The 20,251-nt window shown below is 61.2% G+C and carries 17 protein-coding genes and 1 riboswitch; of the genes, 10 read left to right on the top strand and 7 right to left on the bottom strand.

Going from position 1 to position 20,251, the window contains the following annotated elements; translation table 11 throughout:
• Position 1 precedes the first annotated feature (1 nt).
• From cobT to YWU_RS0113415, 3 genes are read right to left on the bottom strand one after another with little or no spacing between them, the layout of a single operon-like run.
• On the bottom strand, positions 2–1,054 hold the full coding sequence (gene cobT, locus YWU_RS0113405) for a nicotinate-nucleotide--dimethylbenzimidazole phosphoribosyltransferase (RefSeq protein ID WP_027020862.1): 1,053 nt from the start codon (positions 1,052–1,054) through the stop codon (positions 2–4).
• Positions 1,051–1,662, bottom strand: coding sequence for a bifunctional adenosylcobinamide kinase/adenosylcobinamide-phosphate guanylyltransferase (locus YWU_RS0113410; protein WP_205618348.1), 612 nt, complete (start codon positions 1,660–1,662; stop codon positions 1,051–1,053). The genes cobT and YWU_RS0113410 overlap by 4 nt, the downstream gene beginning before the upstream one ends.
• A gap of 12 nt (positions 1,663–1,674) precedes the next feature.
• Positions 1,675–2,367 (bottom strand): DUF3043 domain-containing protein, encoded by a 693-nt coding sequence (locus YWU_RS0113415; RefSeq protein ID WP_084142227.1) that lies wholly within the window; start codon positions 2,365–2,367, stop codon positions 1,675–1,677.
• A 179-nt stretch (positions 2,368–2,546) separates the two neighbouring features.
• Here YWU_RS0113415 and YWU_RS0113420 point away from each other — a divergent pair, with 179 nt between their 5' ends.
• Complete coding sequence (locus tag YWU_RS0113420) at positions 2,547–2,888, top strand: HesB/IscA family protein (protein WP_027020865.1); 342 nt, start codon at positions 2,547–2,549, stop codon at positions 2,886–2,888.
• 97 nt (positions 2,889–2,985) lie between these two features.
• Here YWU_RS0113420 and asnB read toward each other — a convergent pair whose 3' ends face one another.
• A complete protein-coding gene (asnB, locus tag YWU_RS0113425; protein ID WP_027020866.1) occupies positions 2,986–4,911 on the bottom strand; it encodes an asparagine synthase (glutamine-hydrolyzing) in 1,926 nt (641 codons plus the stop codon).
• 390 nt (positions 4,912–5,301) lie between these two features.
• Between asnB and ctaC the strand changes: the two genes are divergently transcribed.
• Together ctaC and ctaF are read left to right on the top strand one after the other, a co-directional pair.
• Complete coding sequence (gene ctaC, locus YWU_RS0113430; protein ID WP_027020867.1) at positions 5,302–6,489, top strand: aa3-type cytochrome oxidase subunit II; 1,188 nt, start codon at positions 5,302–5,304, stop codon at positions 6,487–6,489.
• 26 nt (positions 6,490–6,515) lie between these two features.
• Positions 6,516–6,962: an aa3-type cytochrome oxidase subunit IV gene (ctaF, locus tag YWU_RS0113435; RefSeq protein ID WP_027020868.1), complete on the top strand. Its 447-nt coding sequence runs from the start codon at positions 6,516–6,518 to the stop codon at positions 6,960–6,962.
• A 179-nt stretch (positions 6,963–7,141) separates the two neighbouring features.
• Here ctaF and YWU_RS0113440 read toward each other — a convergent pair whose 3' ends face one another.
• Both YWU_RS0113440 and trpD read right to left on the bottom strand, forming a co-directional pair.
• Positions 7,142–8,857, bottom strand: coding sequence for an ABC-F family ATP-binding cassette domain-containing protein (locus YWU_RS0113440; protein WP_034648000.1), 1,716 nt, complete (start codon positions 8,855–8,857; stop codon positions 7,142–7,144).
• A 118-nt stretch (positions 8,858–8,975) separates the two neighbouring features.
• Entirely contained in the window at positions 8,976–10,031 is a 1,056-nt protein-coding gene (trpD, locus tag YWU_RS0113445; RefSeq protein WP_034648002.1) for an anthranilate phosphoribosyltransferase, read from the bottom strand.
• Positions 10,032–10,388: 357 nt separating this feature from the next.
• Between trpD and ctaE the strand changes: the two genes are divergently transcribed.
• From ctaE to qcrB, 4 genes are all read left to right on the top strand, one after another.
• A complete protein-coding gene (gene ctaE, locus YWU_RS0113450) occupies positions 10,389–11,003 on the top strand; it encodes an aa3-type cytochrome oxidase subunit III (RefSeq protein WP_156892854.1) in 615 nt (204 codons plus the stop codon).
• Between the two features lie 69 nt (positions 11,004–11,072).
• Entirely contained in the window at positions 11,073–11,966 is an 894-nt protein-coding gene (gene qcrC / locus YWU_RS0113455) for a cytochrome bc1 complex diheme cytochrome c subunit (protein ID WP_027020872.1), read from the top strand.
• Positions 11,963–13,177 (top strand): cytochrome bc1 complex Rieske iron-sulfur subunit, encoded by a 1,215-nt coding sequence (qcrA, locus tag YWU_RS0113460; protein ID WP_027020873.1) that lies wholly within the window; start codon positions 11,963–11,965, stop codon positions 13,175–13,177. Before qcrC ends, qcrA begins: the two co-directional genes overlap by 4 nt.
• A complete protein-coding gene (qcrB, locus tag YWU_RS0113465) occupies positions 13,174–14,802 on the top strand; it encodes a cytochrome bc1 complex cytochrome b subunit (protein WP_027020874.1) in 1,629 nt (542 codons plus the stop codon). The genes qcrA and qcrB overlap by 4 nt, the downstream gene beginning before the upstream one ends.
• A 94-nt stretch (positions 14,803–14,896) precedes the next feature.
• Here the strand turns inward: qcrB and YWU_RS17040 are convergent, their stop codons facing one another.
• Positions 14,897–16,702, bottom strand: coding sequence for a DEDD exonuclease domain-containing protein (locus YWU_RS17040; protein ID WP_051260379.1), 1,806 nt, complete (start codon positions 16,700–16,702; stop codon positions 14,897–14,899).
• Positions 16,703–17,092: 390 nt separating this feature from the next.
• Positions 17,093–17,239, top strand: a riboswitch (cyclic di-AMP (ydaO/yuaA leader).
• A gap of 14 nt (positions 17,240–17,253) precedes the next feature.
• Between YWU_RS17040 and YWU_RS0113475 the strand changes: the two genes are divergently transcribed.
• The 3 genes from YWU_RS0113475 (at position 17,254) to YWU_RS0113485 (ending at position 20,190) form a co-directional block, all read left to right on the top strand.
• The gene (locus tag YWU_RS0113475; RefSeq protein WP_027020875.1) at positions 17,254–17,841 is read left to right on the top strand and encodes a C40 family peptidase; all 588 of its coding nucleotides are present in this window, start codon (positions 17,254–17,256) and stop codon (positions 17,839–17,841) included.
• 175 nt (positions 17,842–18,016) lie between these two features.
• A complete protein-coding gene (locus YWU_RS18300) occupies positions 18,017–19,042 on the top strand; it encodes an NlpC/P60 family protein (protein ID WP_027020876.1) in 1,026 nt (341 codons plus the stop codon).
• A complete protein-coding gene (locus tag YWU_RS0113485) occupies positions 19,042–20,190 on the top strand; it encodes a glycosyltransferase family 4 protein (RefSeq protein WP_027020877.1) in 1,149 nt (382 codons plus the stop codon). The genes YWU_RS18300 and YWU_RS0113485 overlap by 1 nt, the downstream gene beginning before the upstream one ends.
• Positions 20,191–20,251 lie beyond the last annotated feature (61 nt).

The following is a 20,251-nucleotide window of genomic DNA, read 5'->3' on the forward strand; positions in this document are numbered from 1 at the left end:
GTTACTCGTCGAGGCCGCGGGAGACCTCGGCTGAATCGAAGGTCGCCATGTCCCGCATGATCGCCACAGCGTGGTGCAACATCGGCACGGCTGTGACGGCGCCGGAGCCTTCACCCAGGCGCATCCGGTATTCCACGAGAGGCTCCAGTTCGAGGTGGCGCAGCGCAATCGCGTGGGCGGGCTCGGCAGAGAGGTGACCTGCAAGCCACCAAGCCCTGGCCCCAGGGGAGAGCTGATCGGCCAAGAGCGCGGCGGAAGTAACAACCACACCGTCGAGAACGCACGGGGTCCTGCGCTCAGCCGCACGAGCAAGGAAGGCCGCCGTCGCTGCTAGGTCAGGGGAAGAGATCCGGCGCAGCACAGTCATAGGGTCATTGCGGACGCCGCGGACGCGGAACATGGCGTCGCGGATGGCGGCGGTCTTGCGCTTCCAACCCTCGTCGTCGATGCCGGAGCCGCGCCCGACCACGACGACCGGCTCGGTGCCCGTGACGTTTCCGATCATCGCTGCGGCAGGAGTGGTGTTCCCGATACCCAAGTCGCCAGCGATGAGGAGCTGTGCGCCGGAGTCGATGGCCTCGTCTGCCAGCTGCGCGCCGACCTCGAGGGAACGGGTGAGCTCGTCTTCAGTCATCGCATCTTCGCGGTCGATGGAACCGCAACTACGGCGAACGCGGTAAGGGACCTCGCCAGGCTCGGCGTCGCGATCCAGGCATAGATCCACAGCCACGACCGACGCGCCAGATGTATGGGCTATGGCGTTGACTCCAGCACCACCAGCGTTGATGTTGTGGAACATCTGAATAGAAACATCCGTCGGATACGCGGAAACCCCACCCGAGGCGACACCATGGTCACCGGCGAAGACAACCAACCTGATGTCCTCCAACGGCACCGGCGGAACCTGCCCCTGGCATGCCGAGAGCCATACCCCCAGATCCTCCAACCGGCCGAGCGATCCCGGCGGCTTGGTCAGGGTCAACTGGAACTGGCGGGCCTGCTCGGCCACCGCGTCATCGGGCGCAGCGACCGGGGAGAAATTGGGTCGGGTCATGCAGTTGAGGGTAGACCACCCTTGATCGGCACGGGCAGACCGGCCACCACGAGAACTACGTGCTGGCATTCCTGTGCCAAGCGCGCGTTAAGGGTGCCGATTTCATCGCGAAATAGGCGTCCGGAACGATGTTCGGGGATCACACTCATGCCGACTTCGGGGCTCACCAGAACAAGCGGCCCGGGGTAGTTGCGTACTGCGTCAACGAAGGCGCCAAGAGTGGATGCTGACGCGCCGCGAGGGCTCTCCCACAGCCTGTCACGGTCGAGGATGTGGGTGAGCCAGGTGCCGACGTCGTCGAGAAGCACTGCAGGTGCTCCAGCAGTGGGCTCGGTGGGGGAGGCGAGGGCTTGCAGAGCCTCAGTCGCTTCGACTGCGTCCACCGTGACCCAGGAGTCAGGTCGGCGGTCTCGGTGGGTCTTCACGCGGGCCTGGAAATCCGCGTCGAAGTCCGCTGCGCCGGGCCATGGCCGAGCGGTCGCAATGTAATGGACCGGAGCCTTGGGGTGAGTGGAGGAGTGCGCCAATGACGCGACAGTCTCCTCTGCCCATCCGGACTTACCCGAGCGAGCACCACCGAGTGCGAGGACCTTCACGACGGTGCCCATAGCGAGTGTGCCCTACAGGACCTGGTCGCCGATGTTCACGCGAGCGCGCGGGGTACGCATACGACGCGGCTGGGAGGCGCGTGAGTAGGCGTAGAAGCCGATGGCGATCTTCTTCTCGTGGGTGTTCGGGAAACGCTCGCGGACAATCTTGTTCGCGTTGCGGCCGATGATCAGACCCTCGAAGAACAGGAAGATGATGACGACCATGGCGACCAAAGTCATGATGTTCGACACGGCCGGGAAGGACGAGCCGATGACCAGAACTACCAGCATCAAGATTGCGAACGGCAAGAAGATGTTCGCGACGAAACGACGGGAGTCGACGTAGTCACGGACCAATGCGCGCTCTTCGCCCTGGTCACGCGGCAGCAAGTACTTCGGGTCACCGGCGGCCATGCGCTCATCGGCGTAGCGACGCTGCTCGCGACGCTGGTTACGCTCGGCCATCTTCTTGGCTTTGTACTCATCCTTGGACATCGAGTTGCGCATGTCCTTCTTGCGCTGACGAGCCTCCTTGGAGGTCAGCGGCGGAGTGACCGGTCCGCGTCGAATGCCGGACGCCCGCTCAGCCTCGCTGCGCTTCGGGGTCGGCTTGCCCTTCTTCGGGGTGTATCCCTTGGGCAGGGCCTCGGCGGCATCGATGTTCTCGACGGCCGCCTGATCCAGGGAGGCGTCGGCGTCTGAGTCGGTCTTTTTCCAGGGCATCTTCACCCAATACACGATAAAGGATCAGGTACGGGTAACAAGAGTCAGGTCCAGGGAACCCCCGCGGCATGATCTGCAAAGCACAGGGGGAATACAAGCGGGGGTGGATGGCGTTATGATTCGTGACAAAGCCCGACGACATCGCCGTGGCAGGACCCCGACGTGAAGGAGACCACGCAATGACGACCGCACAGAGCACCGGCGTGACCATTACCGAAGCCGCCTCGAGCAAGGCGAAGGCGCTGCTGGACCAGGAAGGCGCCACCGATCTGGGCCTGCGTATCTCCGTGGCACCGGGCGGTTGTGCCGGTCTGCGCTACCAGCTGTTCTTCGACGACCGTTCGCTCGACGGTGACATCTCTGAGGAATTCGGCGGCGTGAAGCTCGTCGTTGACCGTCAGTCCGCTCCGTACCTGATGGGCGCCACCATCGACTTCGCAGACACCATTGAGCAGCAGGGTTTCACCATCGATAACCCGAACGCCGGCGGCTCCTGCGCCTGCGGCGACTCGTTCAACTGAGTTAAAACGTCGCTTTGCGACGTTCCCTGCGTTAAACCACAACCCCCACAGGGCGACGGTGTGGGGGTTGTGTTCTCTCTAGCGCTGCGCGCAGAACTTAGAGGATGACCGGGTAGTCGAGTTGCTCGATGTCCGGGGTGATGCGCTGCTCGATGAAGATGCCGTGCCAGATCATGAAGGCCAGCACGGTCCAGAGGCGACGGGAGTTGTCGTTCTGCGTCGGGTGGTGCTCCTTGAGCATCTTCCGCACGGCGGCCTTGTCGATGATCGAGTCAGTCTGGGACTGCTCGATAACGTCTTCAGCCCAACCGCGCAGTTCATCACCTGCGAGCCAGTGGCGGATCGGGACCGGGAAGCCGAGCTTCTTCCGGTTGATCACGTGCTCCGGGACGATCTGCTCCATTGCCTTGCGCAGTGCGTACTTGGTTGTGCCGTTGGCAACACGCATGTTCACCGGCAGTGTCTCCGCGACCTTGAACACTTCCTTGTCCAGGAACGGCACACGCAACTCCAGGGAGTTGGCCATGGTGATCTTGTCGGCCTTGACCAGGATGTCGCCGCGCAGCCAGGTGAACAGATCCAGGTGCTGCATGCGGGTAACCGGGTCCATGCCTGCGGACTCGGCGTAGATCGGTGCGGTGACCTCGCGGTGATCCCAGTCGCGGGGCATCCACGGTAGGACCTTCTGCAGCTGGTCGTAATTAAAGGAGCGGGCGTTGCCGTAGTAGCGCTCTTCCAGATCGAGAGAGCCGCGCTGGAGGAGTGACTTGCCGCGCATGCCGTCGGGAAGCTTGTTGCCCAGGGCGCCGGCGACCTTGCGCAGGGCACCGGGGAGCTTCTCGAAGGCAGCCAGGGACAGGGGCTCCTTGTAGATGGTGTATCCGCCGAATAGCTCATCTGCGCCCTCGCCGGACAAGACGACCTTGACGTGCTTACGTGCCTCAGCAGCGACGAAGTACAGCGGAATCAGCGACGGGTCAGCCACCGGGTCGTCCAGGTACCAAATGACCTTTGGCACGGCCGCGGCGAACTCCGCGGGGGAGACAACCTTCACGATGTGCTCCACGCCGATCGCTGCGGCGGATTCAGCCGCCACGTCGACCTCAGAGAAGCCTTTTCGCTCGAATCCGGTAGTGAAGGTCAGCAGGTTCGGGTTGTGGCGCTTGGCCAGCGTTGCGATAGCAGTGGAGTCAATGCCACCGGACAAGAAGGAGCCGACGGTGACGTCAGCACGCATGTGCTTCTCGACGGAGTCCTCCAGCGCCTCAGCAATGCGGTCAAACACTGCCTGCTCGGAACCTGACTGAACCGGGGAGATCGGGAATTTCGGGTGGAAGTACCGGGTGACCTTCAGCTCGCCGCCGGGCTCAACGAAGGCGTGGCAACCGGATTCCAGACGGCGGATGCTCGGGTTCAGGGATTCCGGCTCCGGGACGTACTGCAGGTCCATGTAGTGAGCAGTGGAATGCAGATCCAACTGCAGCGGGTCGAAGCCCATCTCAGGGGCCATCTCGAGGATGGACTTCTTCTCGGAGCTAAAGGCGGTGCCGCGCTCAGTGGTGCAGTAGTACAGCGGCTTGATGCCGAAGCGATCGCGGGCTAGGAACAGGCGCTCTTCCTTGGTGTCCCAGATCGCGATGCCGAACATGCCGCGCAGGTGCTCGACGACTGCCGGGCCCCAGTGGTGGAAGCCCACGACGATCGGCTCGCCGTCACCTTCAGTGTTAAAGGTGTAACCCTTTGCCTGCAGGGTCTCCCGCAGCTCGATGTAGTTGTAGATCTCACCGTTGAAGGTCATTGCGTAGCGGTCCGGCTCGCCCTCCGGACCCCACGTCAGCGGCTGGTGGCTGTGCTCCACATCAATGATGGAGAGACGGTTGAACCCGAACACGATGTTGTCGTCATGCCACGTGCCCGCGGCATCGGGGCCGCGGTGCCGCATGCAGGGCAAGGCCCTAGTCGCGGCGGGCAGAAGATCACTGGTGTCGCCGTTGGATGCGAGGATGCCGAGAAGGCCGCACATATGGTGTCGGTCGCCTTTCAGGTGGGGGAGTAGCTGGGGAGAAGATCCGAGGGCTGTGCAGGTGTACGCTCAGCGCGATCCGGTCTTTTCGTCCGTTCCACCCTAGACCCGATGCGGACTGGGGCACAGTTACACCGGCGCGGAAACGCGGATAAAAGTGGAATCACAGGCCTGTAAGTCGGTGGGGGAAGGACAGTCACCCCCGACCGAAGGTCACCTCTCAGTGTTTTATCAGCACCGTTATACTGATGGGCACCGAATGCGGGTAGTCCAGTGTGGAGAATTCACAGGAATGGGCTACCCTTCATTAGTAAAGCGTGAACATTGTCCCGAGAACCAGCTCCCGGGGCTGTTCCCGGATTGTTGTGTGGATCAGGAAGGCAGACACGCGTGAATCAGCACAGGAAGATCGGTACCGGCCGCAAAATCGGTGCCCTAAGTGCCCTCGGTGCCGGCGCAACCCTCCTGGCGGGTTGTGACGTTGCACCGCCGGATAACGGCTTCTTCAATTTGCTTCGTTTCGGCTGGCCGCAGGGTGTTACCCCGGAAGCCCAGTCAATGGGTAACTTCTGGGTCTGGACCTGGGTTGCAGCGTGGATCGTCGGCATCATTGTCTGGGGCCTGCTCTTCTTCTCCATGTTCAAGTTCACCGCCAAGAAGGCGGAAAAGGCCGGCGAGGACGAATTCCCGCGCCAGACCGCCTACAACGTGCCGTTGGAGCTGTCTCTTACCTTCCTGCCGATCCTGATCGTCATGGGTCTGTTCTTCTTCACGGTTCAGACTCAGGATGAGGTCACCTCTCTGGATAAGGATCCCGAGGTCACCATCGACGTGACCGGCTTCCAGTGGAACTGGAAGTTCGGCTACGGCGAGATCAGCAGCGACCTCATGGGGGGCGGCGGCGACTACGACGGTCGTATCGAGAACCCGTCGCCGGAGCAGCAGTTCACTCGTGAGCACGGCACCCAGGAACTGACCGACGAAGACGGCAACGTCACCGGTGCTCAGGCTGACTACCCGATCCACGGACAGTCCGCTTCTGACTACTCCTACCTCCGCTTCGATGAGATCGAGACCCTCGGTACCACCGAGGAGATCCCGGTTCTGGTCCTGCCGGCTGACACCCCGATCGAGTTCGACCTCGCTTCCCGCGACGTCATCCACTCCTTCTGGGTCCCGGAGTTCCTCTTCAAGCGCGATGTGTTCCCGCACCCGGAGGCCAACAAGTCTCAGCGTGTCTTCCAGATCGAGGAGATCAACTCCGATCTGCTGGCTAACCGCGGAGTGAACAACCCGTCTGACGAGGTCAACAACGCTCTGGTCGGCCGTTGCGCTGAGATGTGCGGTACCTACCACGCCATGATGAACTTCGAGGTCCGCGTCGTTTCCCGCGAAGACTTCTCCCAGTACATCCAGTTCCGCATGGATAACCCGGAGGCCACCAACGCTCAGGCCCTGGCCGAGATCGGTGAGCCGCCGTACGCAGTGTCCACCAGCCCGTTCAACTCCAGCCGCACGGAAACGCGCGACATGGGTGACCGCGGCGTCAACACCGTCGACCTGAACGCCCAGAACTAGGGCCCTGAAGAAAGGAAAGGCACGACATGAAGTCCGCCTCCAAGCTTTTCTACGGTTTGTCCGTGTTCCTTGCGGTGCTGGCCGCGGTCTACATCTACGCGACCGGCTGGGTCCTCGACTCCGGTAACGTCATCAACGCGAACCACGGTCGAGTCGAGGCCGCCGGTGCCACCGGTCTGGTTATGTCGACTGCACTGACCCTCTTCCTGGGTGTCTACTTCCACTTCACCGAAACCCGCGCGGACATCACGCCGGCGGACGCTGAAGAGGCTGAAATCGCGGATGGAGCCGGCACGCTGGGCTTCTTCTCCGCAAGCTCCATCTGGCCGTTCGCGATGACCATGGCGATCCTGATCCTGGGCATCGGCATTGCCTTCTGGAACTTCTGGCCGATCCTGTTCGGTGGCGCTGCACTGATTTGGGCAGCCACCCGACTGAACACCCAGTACTTCGTCCCGGCGGAGGATCACTAGATCACCCCGGTACTCCTGCCTCTGTCACCCACAGATGCAATTAGGTTGACCCGCTAGCCCCGGTCAGCACCCGACCCCTCCACCAGGCCTTCCGGTGGAGGGGTCGTTTCGTGTATCCACCCAGGAATGAAAAACCCGCACCCCGGCTGTGGGGTGTGGCGGGGTAGATGGGGGCGTCGTTAAGCGAACTCAACGGGTTTGCGCCCGCGCGGGAGCTCTCTGACCTCACCGTCGTCGACGCGCAGATGGCGAGCCTCCAAGGCGTCAACCATGCGACGGTCGTGGGTGACCACAATGACAGTTCCTTCGGCGGCGATGATCGCCTCCTGGACCTCCTCGATGAGATCGACGGAGAGGTGGTTCGTCGGCTCGTCCAGAAGTAGGATCTGCGGGGGAGCGGCGGCGATAAGTGCCAGTGCGACACGACGCTGCTGCCCGACGGACAAGTCGCCAACCGGACGCTGAGCATCCTCCGGCGTGATCAATGCAAGATCGTCGAGGGTCAGTTTGCTGCCGGTGGGGGAGGCGAGACTGAACAACTCCTCGGGCGTCCGACGCGGGTCGTCCCATTCCTGCTCTTGTCGAAGCACCGCGAGGCGCGCCTCTTGCCCAATGCGGACCTCGCCGGCCTGGGGTTCCAGATCCTGAGCAATGACACGCAGCAGCGTCGATTTTCCGGCGCCATTGGGTCCCGTTACGACGACAGTTTCTCCCGGTCGAACGGTCAGGGAACCGACGCGCAGGCGGTCTGGAACGACGACGCTGCGCAGTTTGATGTGGAAGTCCTCGTCACTGCCAGCCGCGATGCGGTGATTGGACGGGGCGGTGGTCAAAGGTGCCTCCAAACCAAGTACGGATGGAGGCTTCTCGACGCCAAACTCGTCGAGTTCATCGAGCTTGGAGCGGGCTGCACGGATTCGACGTGCGACGGTACGGTCCGCGCGGCCCGCGGAATGGCCGTAGCCCATCTTCTCGTTATCGGTCTTTCGTGAAATTGGACCTGCGACGCGGTTCATGGAGTCGATAGTCTTCTCCAACCTGTCGCGCTCGTGCTGCTCGGTGCGCCACTGGTGTTCCCAGATCTCCCGTTCACGACGCCGATGCTTGTCATATTCAGTCCAGTTGCCACGGAACATCCCAATGCCAGGACGGCCAAGGACGAGGTCTCCGATGTGAGTACACACTGCATCGAGGAAATCGCGGTCATGCGTGGCGACGACGACGATTCCTGGGTGCTCTGCAATGTTGCTGACCAACATTTGCCGGGCCTGCTCATCGAGGTGGTTCGTCGGCTCATCGAGGAGCAAAATTTCGGGCTTGCGGATCAGAGTGAGTGCCAAGCCCAGCATCGCACGTTGGCCGCCAGACATCTCAGCCGTCAGCTGCTCCATTAGCGGTCCGTCCGGGCCGTCGACGTTGAGGCCTAGGTAGTCCAGAACGACGCTGGCGTTGTGCTCAGCGGACCAGTCATCGTGTGCGGTGACGTCTGAGAAAGCATCGGAATATGCTTGCTCGACAGCGGGGTCCTCAGGGTGCTCGGCCATGGCCGTGGCTGCGTCTTCCATGGCCTGCAAGCGCCTGCGGGACGGCCCGAGGGCCTCAGAGACCAAAGATTCACCCGTGGACCCGAACGGGGCCTCGAGCTCCTGGGAGCCGATTGCACGGGCACCAATATGAGTAACGGAGCCCGAGGTGGGCTTGCGACGACCGGATAACAGCCATAGCAGCGTTGACTTGCCCGCGCCATTGTCTCCAACCAGGCCGAGGACGGTGCCAGGCCCCAGTGACATGTTGACGCTTCGGAGAACTGGCGTTCCCTCGTAGTCATAGGACACGTCATTGGCGTTCAATTGCGCCATGGACGCATCGTCGAAGGTGATTACGCCTTCAGCCATCTGGGACCTCCCGTGGGTAAGCCACCGGCGGGGGTTTCCCTGAGGTGGCTAGTGGGCGGCTCTCGCCCATCTACACCGATTGTATTTGGGAGATACCGTCAGGCGGGGGAGGCGGGCATCATCCGGCGGAGACGATGTCCGTGACGATGCGACCGCACAGACCGGACTCCAAGGTCTCCTGTGCGCGTTTGAGGCCAGTGGCAATGCCCTCGTGCACCGAGGCGCCGTGGAGGCCTTCTGCAACGGCAATGGAGGCAGCAGCGTTGAGTAGTACTGCATCTCGGATCGGGCCCTCGAGCTCGTTATTCCAGAATCGCTTCGCGACGTCCGCGTTGTACGCAGCATCTCCACCGCGCAGGGAATCGGCAGAGCCGGTGCTGAGCCCGAAGTCCTCAGGGGCAACGGTCGTGGGGGTGACGGTGCCGTTCTCAACGACCCGGACGTCGGTCGGGCCAGTGATAGTGATTTCGTCAAGGCCGTCCGAACCACGGACGACAAGGACTCGCTGTCCACGCCGAGCGTAGGCGCCGGCCATCGTGTCGAGCTGGTTGGCGAAGGCGCACCCGATCAAACCGGCCGGAGGCTGTGCAGGGTTCGTCAGCGGTCCCAAGAGGTTGAACAACGTTGGTACCCCCAGCTGGCCCCGCACAGGGCCCGCGAAGCGCATCGCCGGGTGGTGGACCGCAGCGAAGACAAATGAGAGAAGAAAGTCCGGGTGCCCCGGAGCAATAATGCGGTTCTCAGTGATGTTGACGCCAAGAGCCTCTAGCATGTCCGCACCACCGGACTTTGACGATGCAGCCCGATTGCCGTGCTTGATGACGGGGACGCCCGCCGCAGCAACGAGCACAGAGGTCATCGTGGAGATGTTCACAGTGTGAGCACCGTCGCCGCCGGTGCCGACGATGTCGACGCTGCGATCAACCTCCGGTGCTTCAACGGCAGAGGCGAAACTCAACATCCCAGTTGCAGCAGCGTCAAGTTCGGCTGGCGTGATTCCCTTGGCGAAGATGCCGAAGGCGAATGCGGCGATCTGGGCATCGGTCGCGCGTCCGGACATGATCTCGCCCATGGCGAATCCGATACCGTCCGCGCTGACCTCCCTGCCGGCCCCGACTGCCCCGAGGACCTCGATCCAGTTGGCCCGGGTCTCTACTGCATTGAGCTCGGTCATCTCTGAAGTCTCCTAGTGGGAAGTTGCGGGTCGACAAATACAAGAAGAGTCTAAGGAGTAGCCCAGCCAGGCGCGACACTCCGCCCCCGGATTCCTGAACAGAGACTGTGGGCAGGTAAGATTGGCGGCTAATACGTGGCACAGGGGAGTGGCCACAGTCAGCCCGGGCTGGGGAGCCCGGTCAGACCACCACCAGATACACCGCGTCGGATGGCACCGCTAAGAAGTTCCCGCCACCCCGAAAATTAGGGAATATCTCAGGAACAAAAAGCGGCGAACTGGGGTTTTGTAGAAAACTTAGTCCTTAAAGGGGGGTTTAACGTGACTCTTCCTTAGGAACAGGTCATACTGGACAGCGTGACGAGCGCAGTTGAAAACAAAGGTATGACGGAACCCGGTCGTGCCCCGACGCTGAACAGGCCAAATATGGTCAGCGTCGGCACCATCGTGTTCCTGTCTCAGGAATTAATGTTCTTTGCCGGCCTGTTTGCGATGTACTTCGTGTCACGCGCAAACGGCCAGGGTGAGTCGTGGACCTGGGGTACGGACTTCCTTAACGTCCCGTACGCCTTCACGATCACCGTCATCCTTGTGTCTTCCTCGGTCACGTCCCAGTTGGGCGTGTTCGCGGCAGAACGAGGTGACTTGTTCGGTCTCCGCAAGTGGTACGTGATCACCATCGTGCTGGGAACCACGTTTATCCTCGGTCAGGCCTACGAGTACTACGAGCTGGTGCACGAGGGTCTGACCATCCAGAACTCCGTGTACGGTTCCGTCTTCTTCATCACCACCGGATTCCACGCACTGCACGTGATCGCGGGCATCATCGCCTTCGTCGTCGTGCTGATCCGTGTGTCCCGGTCGAAGTTCACTCCGGCACAGGCCACCGCCTCCATCGTTGTGTCCTACTACTGGCACTTCGTCGATGTCATCTGGGTGGGCCTGTTCATCACTATCTACCTCATCCAGTAGGCCGTAGCCGCCGCACCCGAGAGTCGGCCTACAGCCCATCGACTTTCCAGGACAATTTCTCAAAGGAAAATGATGGAAAACAACAACCCCGCAGAGAAGGACGTCAAGTCCTCGTCGGCGGCCCGCACACCGCGGCGCCGTCGTAAAATGCGCCGTGCAGCCTCAGGCATCATGGCGCTTGCACTCGCGCTTACCGGCGCTGGCGTGATCGCCAATGCAGTCACCCCGGACGCGCAGACCGCTGAAGCGCAGGTCGACGAAGCTGCCCTCATTGAACAGGGACGTCAGCTTTACGACATGTCGTGTGTCACCTGCCACGGAGTTAACCTCCAGGGCGTCGAAGGCCGCGGCAAGTCGCTGATCGGTGTCGGCGAAGGTGCCGTGTACTTCCAGGTCAATTCCGGCCGTATGCCGATGCTCAGCAACGAGGCGCAGGCAGAACGCAAAACCCCGCGCTTCAACGAAGAGCAGACGCTGGCTCTGGCCGCCTACATCAACACCTACGGTGGCGGTGCAGGCATCGCTCGTGACGAAGACGGCGCCATCGCCATGGAGTCCCTCCGTGGCACCAACGCTGGCCCGAACGGTGAGATCGACAAGGCTGACGCCGCACGTGGTGGAGAGCTCTTCCGCCTCAACTGCGCGTCCTGCCACAACTTCACCGGTCGCGGTGGAGCACTTTCCTCCGGTAAGTACGCGCCGATCCTGGATCCCGCGAACGAGCAGGAGATCTACCAGGCGATGCTTACCGGCCCGCAGAACATGCCGAAGTTCTCCGATCGTCAGCTCACCGCTGATGAGAAGAAGGACATCATCGCCTTCATCAAGGAAAGCAAGGAAACCCCGAACCCCGGCGGTTATGGACTCGGTGGACTGGGTCCGGTGACTGAGGGTCTCTTCATGTGGGCCGTAGGAATCGTCGCGATGTGCGCGGCGGCCATGTGGATTGGAACGCGCCGATGAGTAACAACGAATTTGACCGCAACTACTCTTCCGAAGAGTTGGCGAAGATGAGCAACGACGAGCTCGCCCGTCTGGGCACCGAGCTTGACGATGTCACCATCGCCTACCGCAAGGATCCGTTCCCGATTGAGAACGATCCGGCGGAAAAGCGTGCCGCACGTGGAGTCATTGTTTGGCTCTCCCTGGCCGTAATCCTCGGACTGGCGTTCATCGCCGTTTACATCTTCTGGCCCTGGGAGTACCGGGCACACGGTGAAGATGGAATCTGGGCGTACACCCTGTACACCCCGATGCTCGGACTGACCCTTGGTGGCTCGATTCTCTGCCTTGGTGCAGGTGCGGTCATGTACACCAAGAAGTTCGTTCCGCACGAGATCTCGGTCCAGCGTCGTCACGACGGTCCGTCCGAGGAAGTTGACCAGAAGACTATCGTGGCTCTGCTGCAGGACTCCTGGGAGACCTCGACCTTGGGTCGTCGTAAGGCGATCAAGGGACTGCTGGGCACCGGTGCTGTTCTGGCCGGCGTCGGCATGATCCTGCCCTTCGGTGGCATGATCAAGAACCCGTGGCGTCCCGCTCACGCGATGAACGTTGAAGGTGACGGAACGCTGTGGACCACCGGTTGGTCCCTCACCCGTGAGGGCAAGAAGGTCTACCTCGGCCGCGACACCGGCGCTATCGCCGAAGAGGGATCACACGGATACAGCACCACTGGTGTTTCCCGTCTGATCCGCATTCGCCCGGAGGATCTTTCCGCCGGATCCATGGAGACGGTTTTCCCGCTTCCGGCAGACGACGTAAACGATGGTGCGGAATACGATCCGAACCGCGACGTGTACGAGTACCAGATGCACTCGATCCACGGAAACCGCAACTCGGTCATGTTGATCCGTCTGCGTTCCATGGATGCCGCTCGTGCAGTCCTGCGTGAGAACCAGGAAGACTTCCACTTCGGCGACTACTTCGCCTACTCGAAGATTTGTACCCACATCGGTTGCCCGACCTCGCTCTATGAGGCTCAGACGCACCGCATTCTGTGCCCCTGTCACCAGTCTCAGTTCGATGCACTGCAGTACGGCAAGCCGATCTTCGGCCCGGCCGCTCGTGCACTGCCGCAGCTGAACATCTCGGTCGATGAGGACGGTTACTTTTACGCCGTCGAGGACTTCCTTGAGCCCGTCGGCCCGGCCTTCTGGGAGCGTAAGTCATGACCAAAACTGACAATCGTTTAGCGAACGTCGCCCATAACTTGGACGACCGCTACACCATGGCTGCGGGCATCCGCCGCCAGATCAACAAGGTTTTCCCGACGCACTGGTCGTTCATGCTCGGTGAAATCGCGCTCTACAGCTTCGTTGTGCTGTTGATCTCGGGCGTGTACCTGACCCTCTTCTTCGATCCGTCGATGTCGCTGGTCATCTACAACGGTGCCTACGCTCCGCTGAACGGCATCGAGATGTCCCGTGCGTACGAGACCGCTCTGCAGATCTCATTCGAGGTTCGCGGTGGCCTATTTATGCGCCAGGTTCACCACTGGGCAGCGCTGCTGTTCTCGGTGTCGATCATGGCTCACATGTTCCGTATCTTCTTCACCGGTGCATTCCGCAAGCCGCGTGAGGCGAACTGGGTCATCGGTTGCGTTATTCTCTTCCTCTCCATTGCTGAGGGCTTCTTCGGCTACTCCCTGCCGGACGAGCTGCTCTCCGGTACCGGTCTGCGAATCATGTCCGGCATCATCATCGGTATCCCGATCATCGGTACCTGGATGCACTGGATGATGTTCAACGGTGACTACCCGGGTGACTTGATCATCCCGCGTATGTACATCGCGCACGTCCTGCTGATTCCGGCACTGCTGCTGGGTCTGATTGCTGCGCACCTCGCGTTGGTCTGGTACCAGAAGCACACTCAGTTCCCGGGCGCTGGTCGCACCGAGAACAACGTGGTGGGTGTCCGAATCATGCCGATGTTCGCCGTCAAGGCAATGTCCTTCGGTCTGATTACCTTCGGCTTCGTGTTCCTGATCTCCGGCCTGTTCCAGATCAACGCTATCTGGAACCTGGGTCCGTACAACCCGTCAATGGTGTCCGCAGGTTCCCAGCCTGACGTTTACATGTTGTGGACGGATGGTGCCGCTCGTGTCATGCCGGCGTGGGAGATCTATGTGGGCAACTACACAATCCCAGCCGTGTTCTGGGTGATGTTGCTCCTCGGAGTTCTGGTTGCGCTGCTGTTCGCCTACCCGTGGATTGAACAGAAGCTCACCGGTGACACCGCACACCACAACTTGCTGCAGCGTCCGCGCGACGTGCCGGTCCGCTCCGCCCTCGGCGCAGCTGCGATCGTCTTCTACGTGATCCTGACGCTGTCAGGTGGTAACGACCTGATCGCCTACCACTTCCAGATCTCGCTGAATGCGATGACCTGGGTTGGTCGAATCGGTCTGCTGATTCTCCCGCCGCTGGCGTACTTCATGACCTTCCGAATCTGTGTTGGTCTGCAGCGCCGCGATCGTGCGGTTCTCGATCATGGCATCGAGACCGGCATCATCAAGCAGCTGCCCTCCGGCGAATTCGTCGAGGTCCACCAGCCGCTGGCAGTCGACGCAGAGGGCAACCCTGCCCACCTGCCGTACGAAGGCGCATACGTCCCGTCCCAGATGAACGAGCTCGGCGCTGCCGGCCACCCGGACCGTGGTGGCTACTTCAAGGCAGATCCGAAGGAGATCACTGAAGAGGCCGATCGTATCGCTCACGAGAACGCCGCCCAGCAGAAGCAGATGTTCGAGGAGCTCGAGTCGCAGAAGCGCCGGGCCATCGAAGAGGGAGACAAGTAAGTCACCCACCGGGGTTCGCCCCACTGTTTCACTGCGCTCACAGAACCACCCCCTTCATCCACTGGATGGAGGGGGTGGTTTGTTGTTGAGGTATTTAGTCGCGTTCAGCGCGGTTGAGGGAACGCTCCTCTGACGCTGCCCCGCGTGCCAGTGCAGACCAGGTGCGCCAGCGGCCCATCCCGAAGGCTGGTTGAACCCATGGTGTGGTGGTCGGCCCAATGCGGACATCATCGCGCAGCAACCACTCATGCACCACTCCCAATTCGTGGTGATTAGCTCCTCCGTATATAGAGGTATCGGGGACAACGGTGTCAGCGGCGTCGGCAAGTAGCTGTGAGGTGTACGCGGCACCGGTGCCGCGCGGCGCATGACCGGCAGCGGCGAGGCGTCCGTGCCGGATTACAGCGAGTTCCCAGCCGCCGCGACCATCAGGACGGGCTGCTTGTAGTTGAGGGACAGACACCAAGGCGTGGAGTCGCTGATGACGTTCGACAACGTCGATGAGCGTAGCGACAGCGTCTCGAAGAGTTCCGGCCCGTTTGTAACGGCCGTCGACGGCTAGGTCGGTGATGGCGTCGATAAGCATCTGTGTGAGATCGCCACCTCCAGTGCGGAGAGCCTCTGCGAAGGCAGGGAAGTCCATCCCGGCGGGCAAAGGAGAATCAATGAACCCTGCGCTGAGGCCAGTAGGGAAGAGGGCGTCTCGGACAGACTTCGCAGCATTCTGTTTAGTGAAGGGCCCGACGACGGCATCAGACGTTTTCGCGGTGCGGGTTATGACGGGTGACGCACTCGCCTGACCCTCAGGGGAGGTGATCCACCAGCTACGGCCTGGTTCCTTGCGCTGGCGGTTGTAGGGAGGACGCAGTGCAGCGAGCATGCGTGCTTCGCGGACCTCTGCGTCGAAGGCGTGGGCGCACTGTACGGTCTCGACCGACTCGGAGAGAAGCACCATTTCCCCGATACGTCGCCTCGGATCTGCACCTGTGAAGTACTGCCCGAGACGGGTGCGTAAATCTGTGGCCTTTCCTATATATAGGGGATCGCCGTTTGGGCCACGAAAAATGTAGATTCCCGGCTTGTGGGGAGCGTCCGCGATCATCGACCTGCGCTCGCGGAGGCGAGGATCTGTTGTCGAGGTGAAGTTCTTTAGCGTGTCGTTCGTCTCCACGTTGAGGCCTGCGAGGCGTTCAAGCAGGTGATGGAGGACATCGACGGTGGCTCGGGCGTCGTGAAGAGCGCGGTGCGCATTGGTGAGGTCGGAGCCCACGAACTTCGCGAGAGAGCCCAGACGGTGGGAGCGGACTTCGCGCTTGTCGATTAATTGGCGAGACAACTTGAGAGTGTCAACGACTCCAGGCGCAGGCCAGGCGATTGATAGTTCCGCACAGGCCGCACGCACGAACCCGACATCGAATGGGGCGTTATGGGCTACCCAGGTTGTGCCGGAGGCAAAGTCCAAGAATTGGGGGAGGACGGTGCCAAGGAGAGGTTTGCCGTCCACGTCTGCACCACTAATGCCGGTCAACTTGGTGATCGCTGGTGGAATGGGTGTTCCTGGATCGATCAGCTCGGAGAACTCGCCGATAACTTCGCCACCGCGTACCTTGACCGCGCCGATCTCAATGATTGAGGCGCCAGAGGTGGATAATCCTGTCGTCTCTAAGTCGAAGACGGTGAAAGTGGTGTTGAAGAGGGAGACTTCTCCTGTGCCCATGGGACCGTCGTCGACAACCATCGCTGCTTCAGCGGGAGATCCGGTGCGGGGTAGGTCAGAATTTGCTGCCTTCGAGGGGCCCGAGAAGGGGGCCGCCGGTAGTTCTGAGGCATCGGCAGCCAGATCTCGCCAGCCTCGGCTGCGGGAAGAACCGAGGATAAGTTGTTCCGGATCATCGTGCACAGGACTCAGCGTAGGTGAATCAGACGCTCTAACAACAGTCGGTATACCGTTAGATCACGGTTCGATTGCGACGGGTGACGCCCAAAATGACGGCTTGTGACACATTTCACACCGAAGTGATTGGAGATCTTGGTGCGTGCGATCGGGTTTTCGGACCGCTTGCATCGGGAATTCGAATCTTTCCAGTTGAGGCTATAGTTATGATGTCGTCAGTCCTCGTCGCGGTGGCTGCGTCAACAAAGTTATCGACCTGTTATGACACGGCAGTAACGCCTTAAGCTGTCGCTGAATTGAGACAGTTTTGACGTTTCACTGGACATCCTTCGATGCAGTTTCGTAACCTGATCGAGACATTGAAACGAAGCCGTGACCAACGGCTCCGGATCATGACAGACATCAAGGCCTAATCTTCTCCAACTGGAGAGGAGCCGGGGAACCACTTCCCTGGGGTGAATCCTTCTGAAGTTTAGAAGGTAGGGAGGGCTTCCACGCTCCCGAACCCGTCAGCTAACCCGGCCGGCATCACAAGGAAGACACTGGAGTTTAATCACATGGCAAAGCACGCACGTCGTTCAACCTTCGGCCGCAACGCAGCAATCGCAGGCGCAACCATCGCTTCGATCACCGCAATGTCCGCACCCGCAGCAGGCGCAAACCCGCTCGGCGGCATCCAGGGCCAGTTGGACGGCATCGTGGGCGAGTTCGGCTCTGCTGATCTCCTGAACGACTTCCAGGGTGCAGTTCCCTTCAACGCCCAGAACTTCGTTGGCGGCGCTGACCTCGGCGCAGGCGTCAAGTCTGAGGGCCAGAAGGTCGTTGACGTTGCTCGCGCTCAGATCGGCACCCCGTACGTCTGGGGCGGCACCACCCCGGCAGGCTTCGACTGCTCCGGTCTGACCTCCTACGCCTGGAAGCAGGGCGCTGGCAAGGACATCCCGCGCACCTCCCAGGCTCAGGCCGGTGGCGGAATCTCTCAGGGCGCTCTCCAGCCGGGCGACGTCGTTGCCTTCTACGGCGGAGCAACCCACGTCGGCATCTTCTCCGGCGGCAACAACGTCATCCACTCCCCGCAGTCCGGAGACGTTGTCAAGGAAGCATCCATGGATTACATGCCGTTCCACTCGGCATCCCGCTTCTAAGTCGTCCCACCGCGACCCAGGTCGCAGGTGACGCACACTGAATGTAAAGACCCCCGTCAATTTCTGGCGTGGGGTCTTCGGTGTTGATAGGCTCTTTCCTGTTTGATTGATGGCCCCTCCCGGCAGCCTCCGGTGGAGATTGTGGGCCGTCGCACCTAGCCAAAAGGGGTTCCCTGTGTTCCGATCCCGTCGTTTCACTGCGGCCGTCAGCGGTGCCGCCGTCGCCGGTCTTCTCGTGTCGTCCGTTGGCGCCCCCGCCGCCGGTGCTCAGGAGTTAACTGCCGAGGGCATCATCGCTGAGCTCTCTGAGCTTTCGGAGCGTTCTGGTTCCCTGAACGAGGACGTGTTGGCTCTGGACGGTGAAGTCCAGGACAAGGAACAGGAGCTCGCGGACCTGCAGGGCGATCGTGACCGCGCTGTTTCTGAGGCCGAGACCGTTCAGGCGTACTCCGAAGAGGTGCGTGGACAGGTCGCTGACCATGTCAAGACCCGAAGTCGCGGTGCCGAGATTGACCCGTTGACCGCGATGTTCGGAGCGACCGACACGCAGTCGGCGATTGATCGCTCGTCCTACCTGACGTACTTCAATCGTCAGAAGGAACAGCAGATCCGTGAGGTCACCGATGCGCAGCATGAGGCGGCGGAGGCGAATTCGCGTGCTCAGTCTGCAGATGCGAAGGTCACGTTCGAACTCGGCCAACTCAATCAGCGTCGTGATGATCTAGAGCGCGAGCAGTCCGAACTCGAGGAGCTCACCCAGACGGTCCGCGAGCGCGTGGACTCCCTGAGCCCGGAGCAGATGGAGCTGTGGCGCTCGCAGAATAACCCGTTCGTCGAGGGCCTGGACATGCTCTCCGGTTCATCTGATGCCGTTGATGCCGCCATGACTCGTATCGGTATGCCCTACTCCTGGGGCGCGGTCGGCCCGGACTCCTTTGATTGCTCTGGCCTGATGGTGTGGGCATATCAGCAGATGGGCAAGACCATTCCGCGTACCTCCCAAGCGCAGCTTTCCGGTGGCACTCCGGTTCCGCGCGATCAGCTCCAGCCCGGTGACATCATCGGTTTCTACCCAGGTGTCACCCACGTGGGCATGTATGTCGGCGATGGCAAGATCGTCCACGCCTCCACCTATGGCGTGCCGGTCCAGGTCGTCTCGATCGACCAGGGTGGTTCGTACCAGGGCGCCGTCCGCTACTGATGTCCTTTCCGCGGACGCTCCTGATCACCAACGACTTCCCGCCTCGTGACGGCGGTATCGAGTCGTATCTCAGGGATTTCTGCACGCAAATCCCGGCGGAAAGTCTCACGGTCCTGGCGTCCACACGGATCCCCGGCGACGAGACATCGCTTTACGACGCCTCCCTGCCCTACACGGTCATCCGCACCAAGGACCGAATTCTTCTCCCTTTGCCGCATATTGCTCGACAGGTGGCTGAGATAATCCGGGAGAAGAACATAGAGGTGGTGTGGTTCGGCGCTGCCGCACCGATGGGACTGTTGGCCCGCGCGTGTCGTGCTGCTGGTGCGAAGCGCATTATCTCTACGACGCACGGCCATGAGGTCGGCTGGTCAATGTTCCCTGGATCTCGGCGAGTGCTCCGCGAGATCGGGCGTTCCTCGGACGTCGTCACCTACATATCTCGTTACACCCGGAACCGTTTTGCTGCGGCTTTTGGCTCGGACACTGCGTTCGAGCGACTGCCCTCCGGTGTCGACATTGATCGTTTTCGCCCAGATTCTAACGCCGGCACTCGCATTAGAGAACGCCACGGTCTGTCGTCGGAGACACCGCTGATCGTCTGTATTTCGAGGTTGGTCGAGCGCAAAGGCCAAGACACGCTCATCAAGTCCATGCCAGAGGTCCTCACGGCTCACCCGGAGGCGACACTGCTGCTGGTGGGAGTGGGCCCATACGGCACGCGGTTGCAGGAATTAGCAGCGCAGGTCGGTGTATCTGACAGCGTGATCTTTGCTGGCAAGGTGGATTTCGACGATCTTCCTGCCTATTACAACAGTGCTGATGTCTTCGCCATGCCCGCCCGTACCCGCGGTAAGGGGTTGGACGTCGAGGGCCTGGGAATCGTCTATCTAGAGGCTCAGGCGTGCGGAGTCCCCGTGATCGCCGGTGACTCCGGAGGCGCACCAGAGACGGTAATTGACGGAGTGACGGGTGTGGTGGTGGAAGGCCGGAACGTCGGGAAGCTCTCGAAAGAGCTTGTCCTACTTTTAGGCGACCGTGAGGAAGCCCGGCAGATGGGGGCCGCTGGACGCGAACACGTTGAGGCGAACTGGACTTGGCCCGCGATGGGGCATCGGCTGCGAAGCATCCTCAACCCGGTACACTGAACCGGTTGACCCCAGCAGCTTCCACCGGAGGTATTCCGTGACCGAGCCAACCATAATGGCC

The organism is Corynebacterium sputi DSM 45148 (assembly GCF_000427865.1).
GTDB lineage: Bacteria > Actinomycetota > Actinomycetes > Mycobacteriales > Mycobacteriaceae > Corynebacterium > Corynebacterium sputi.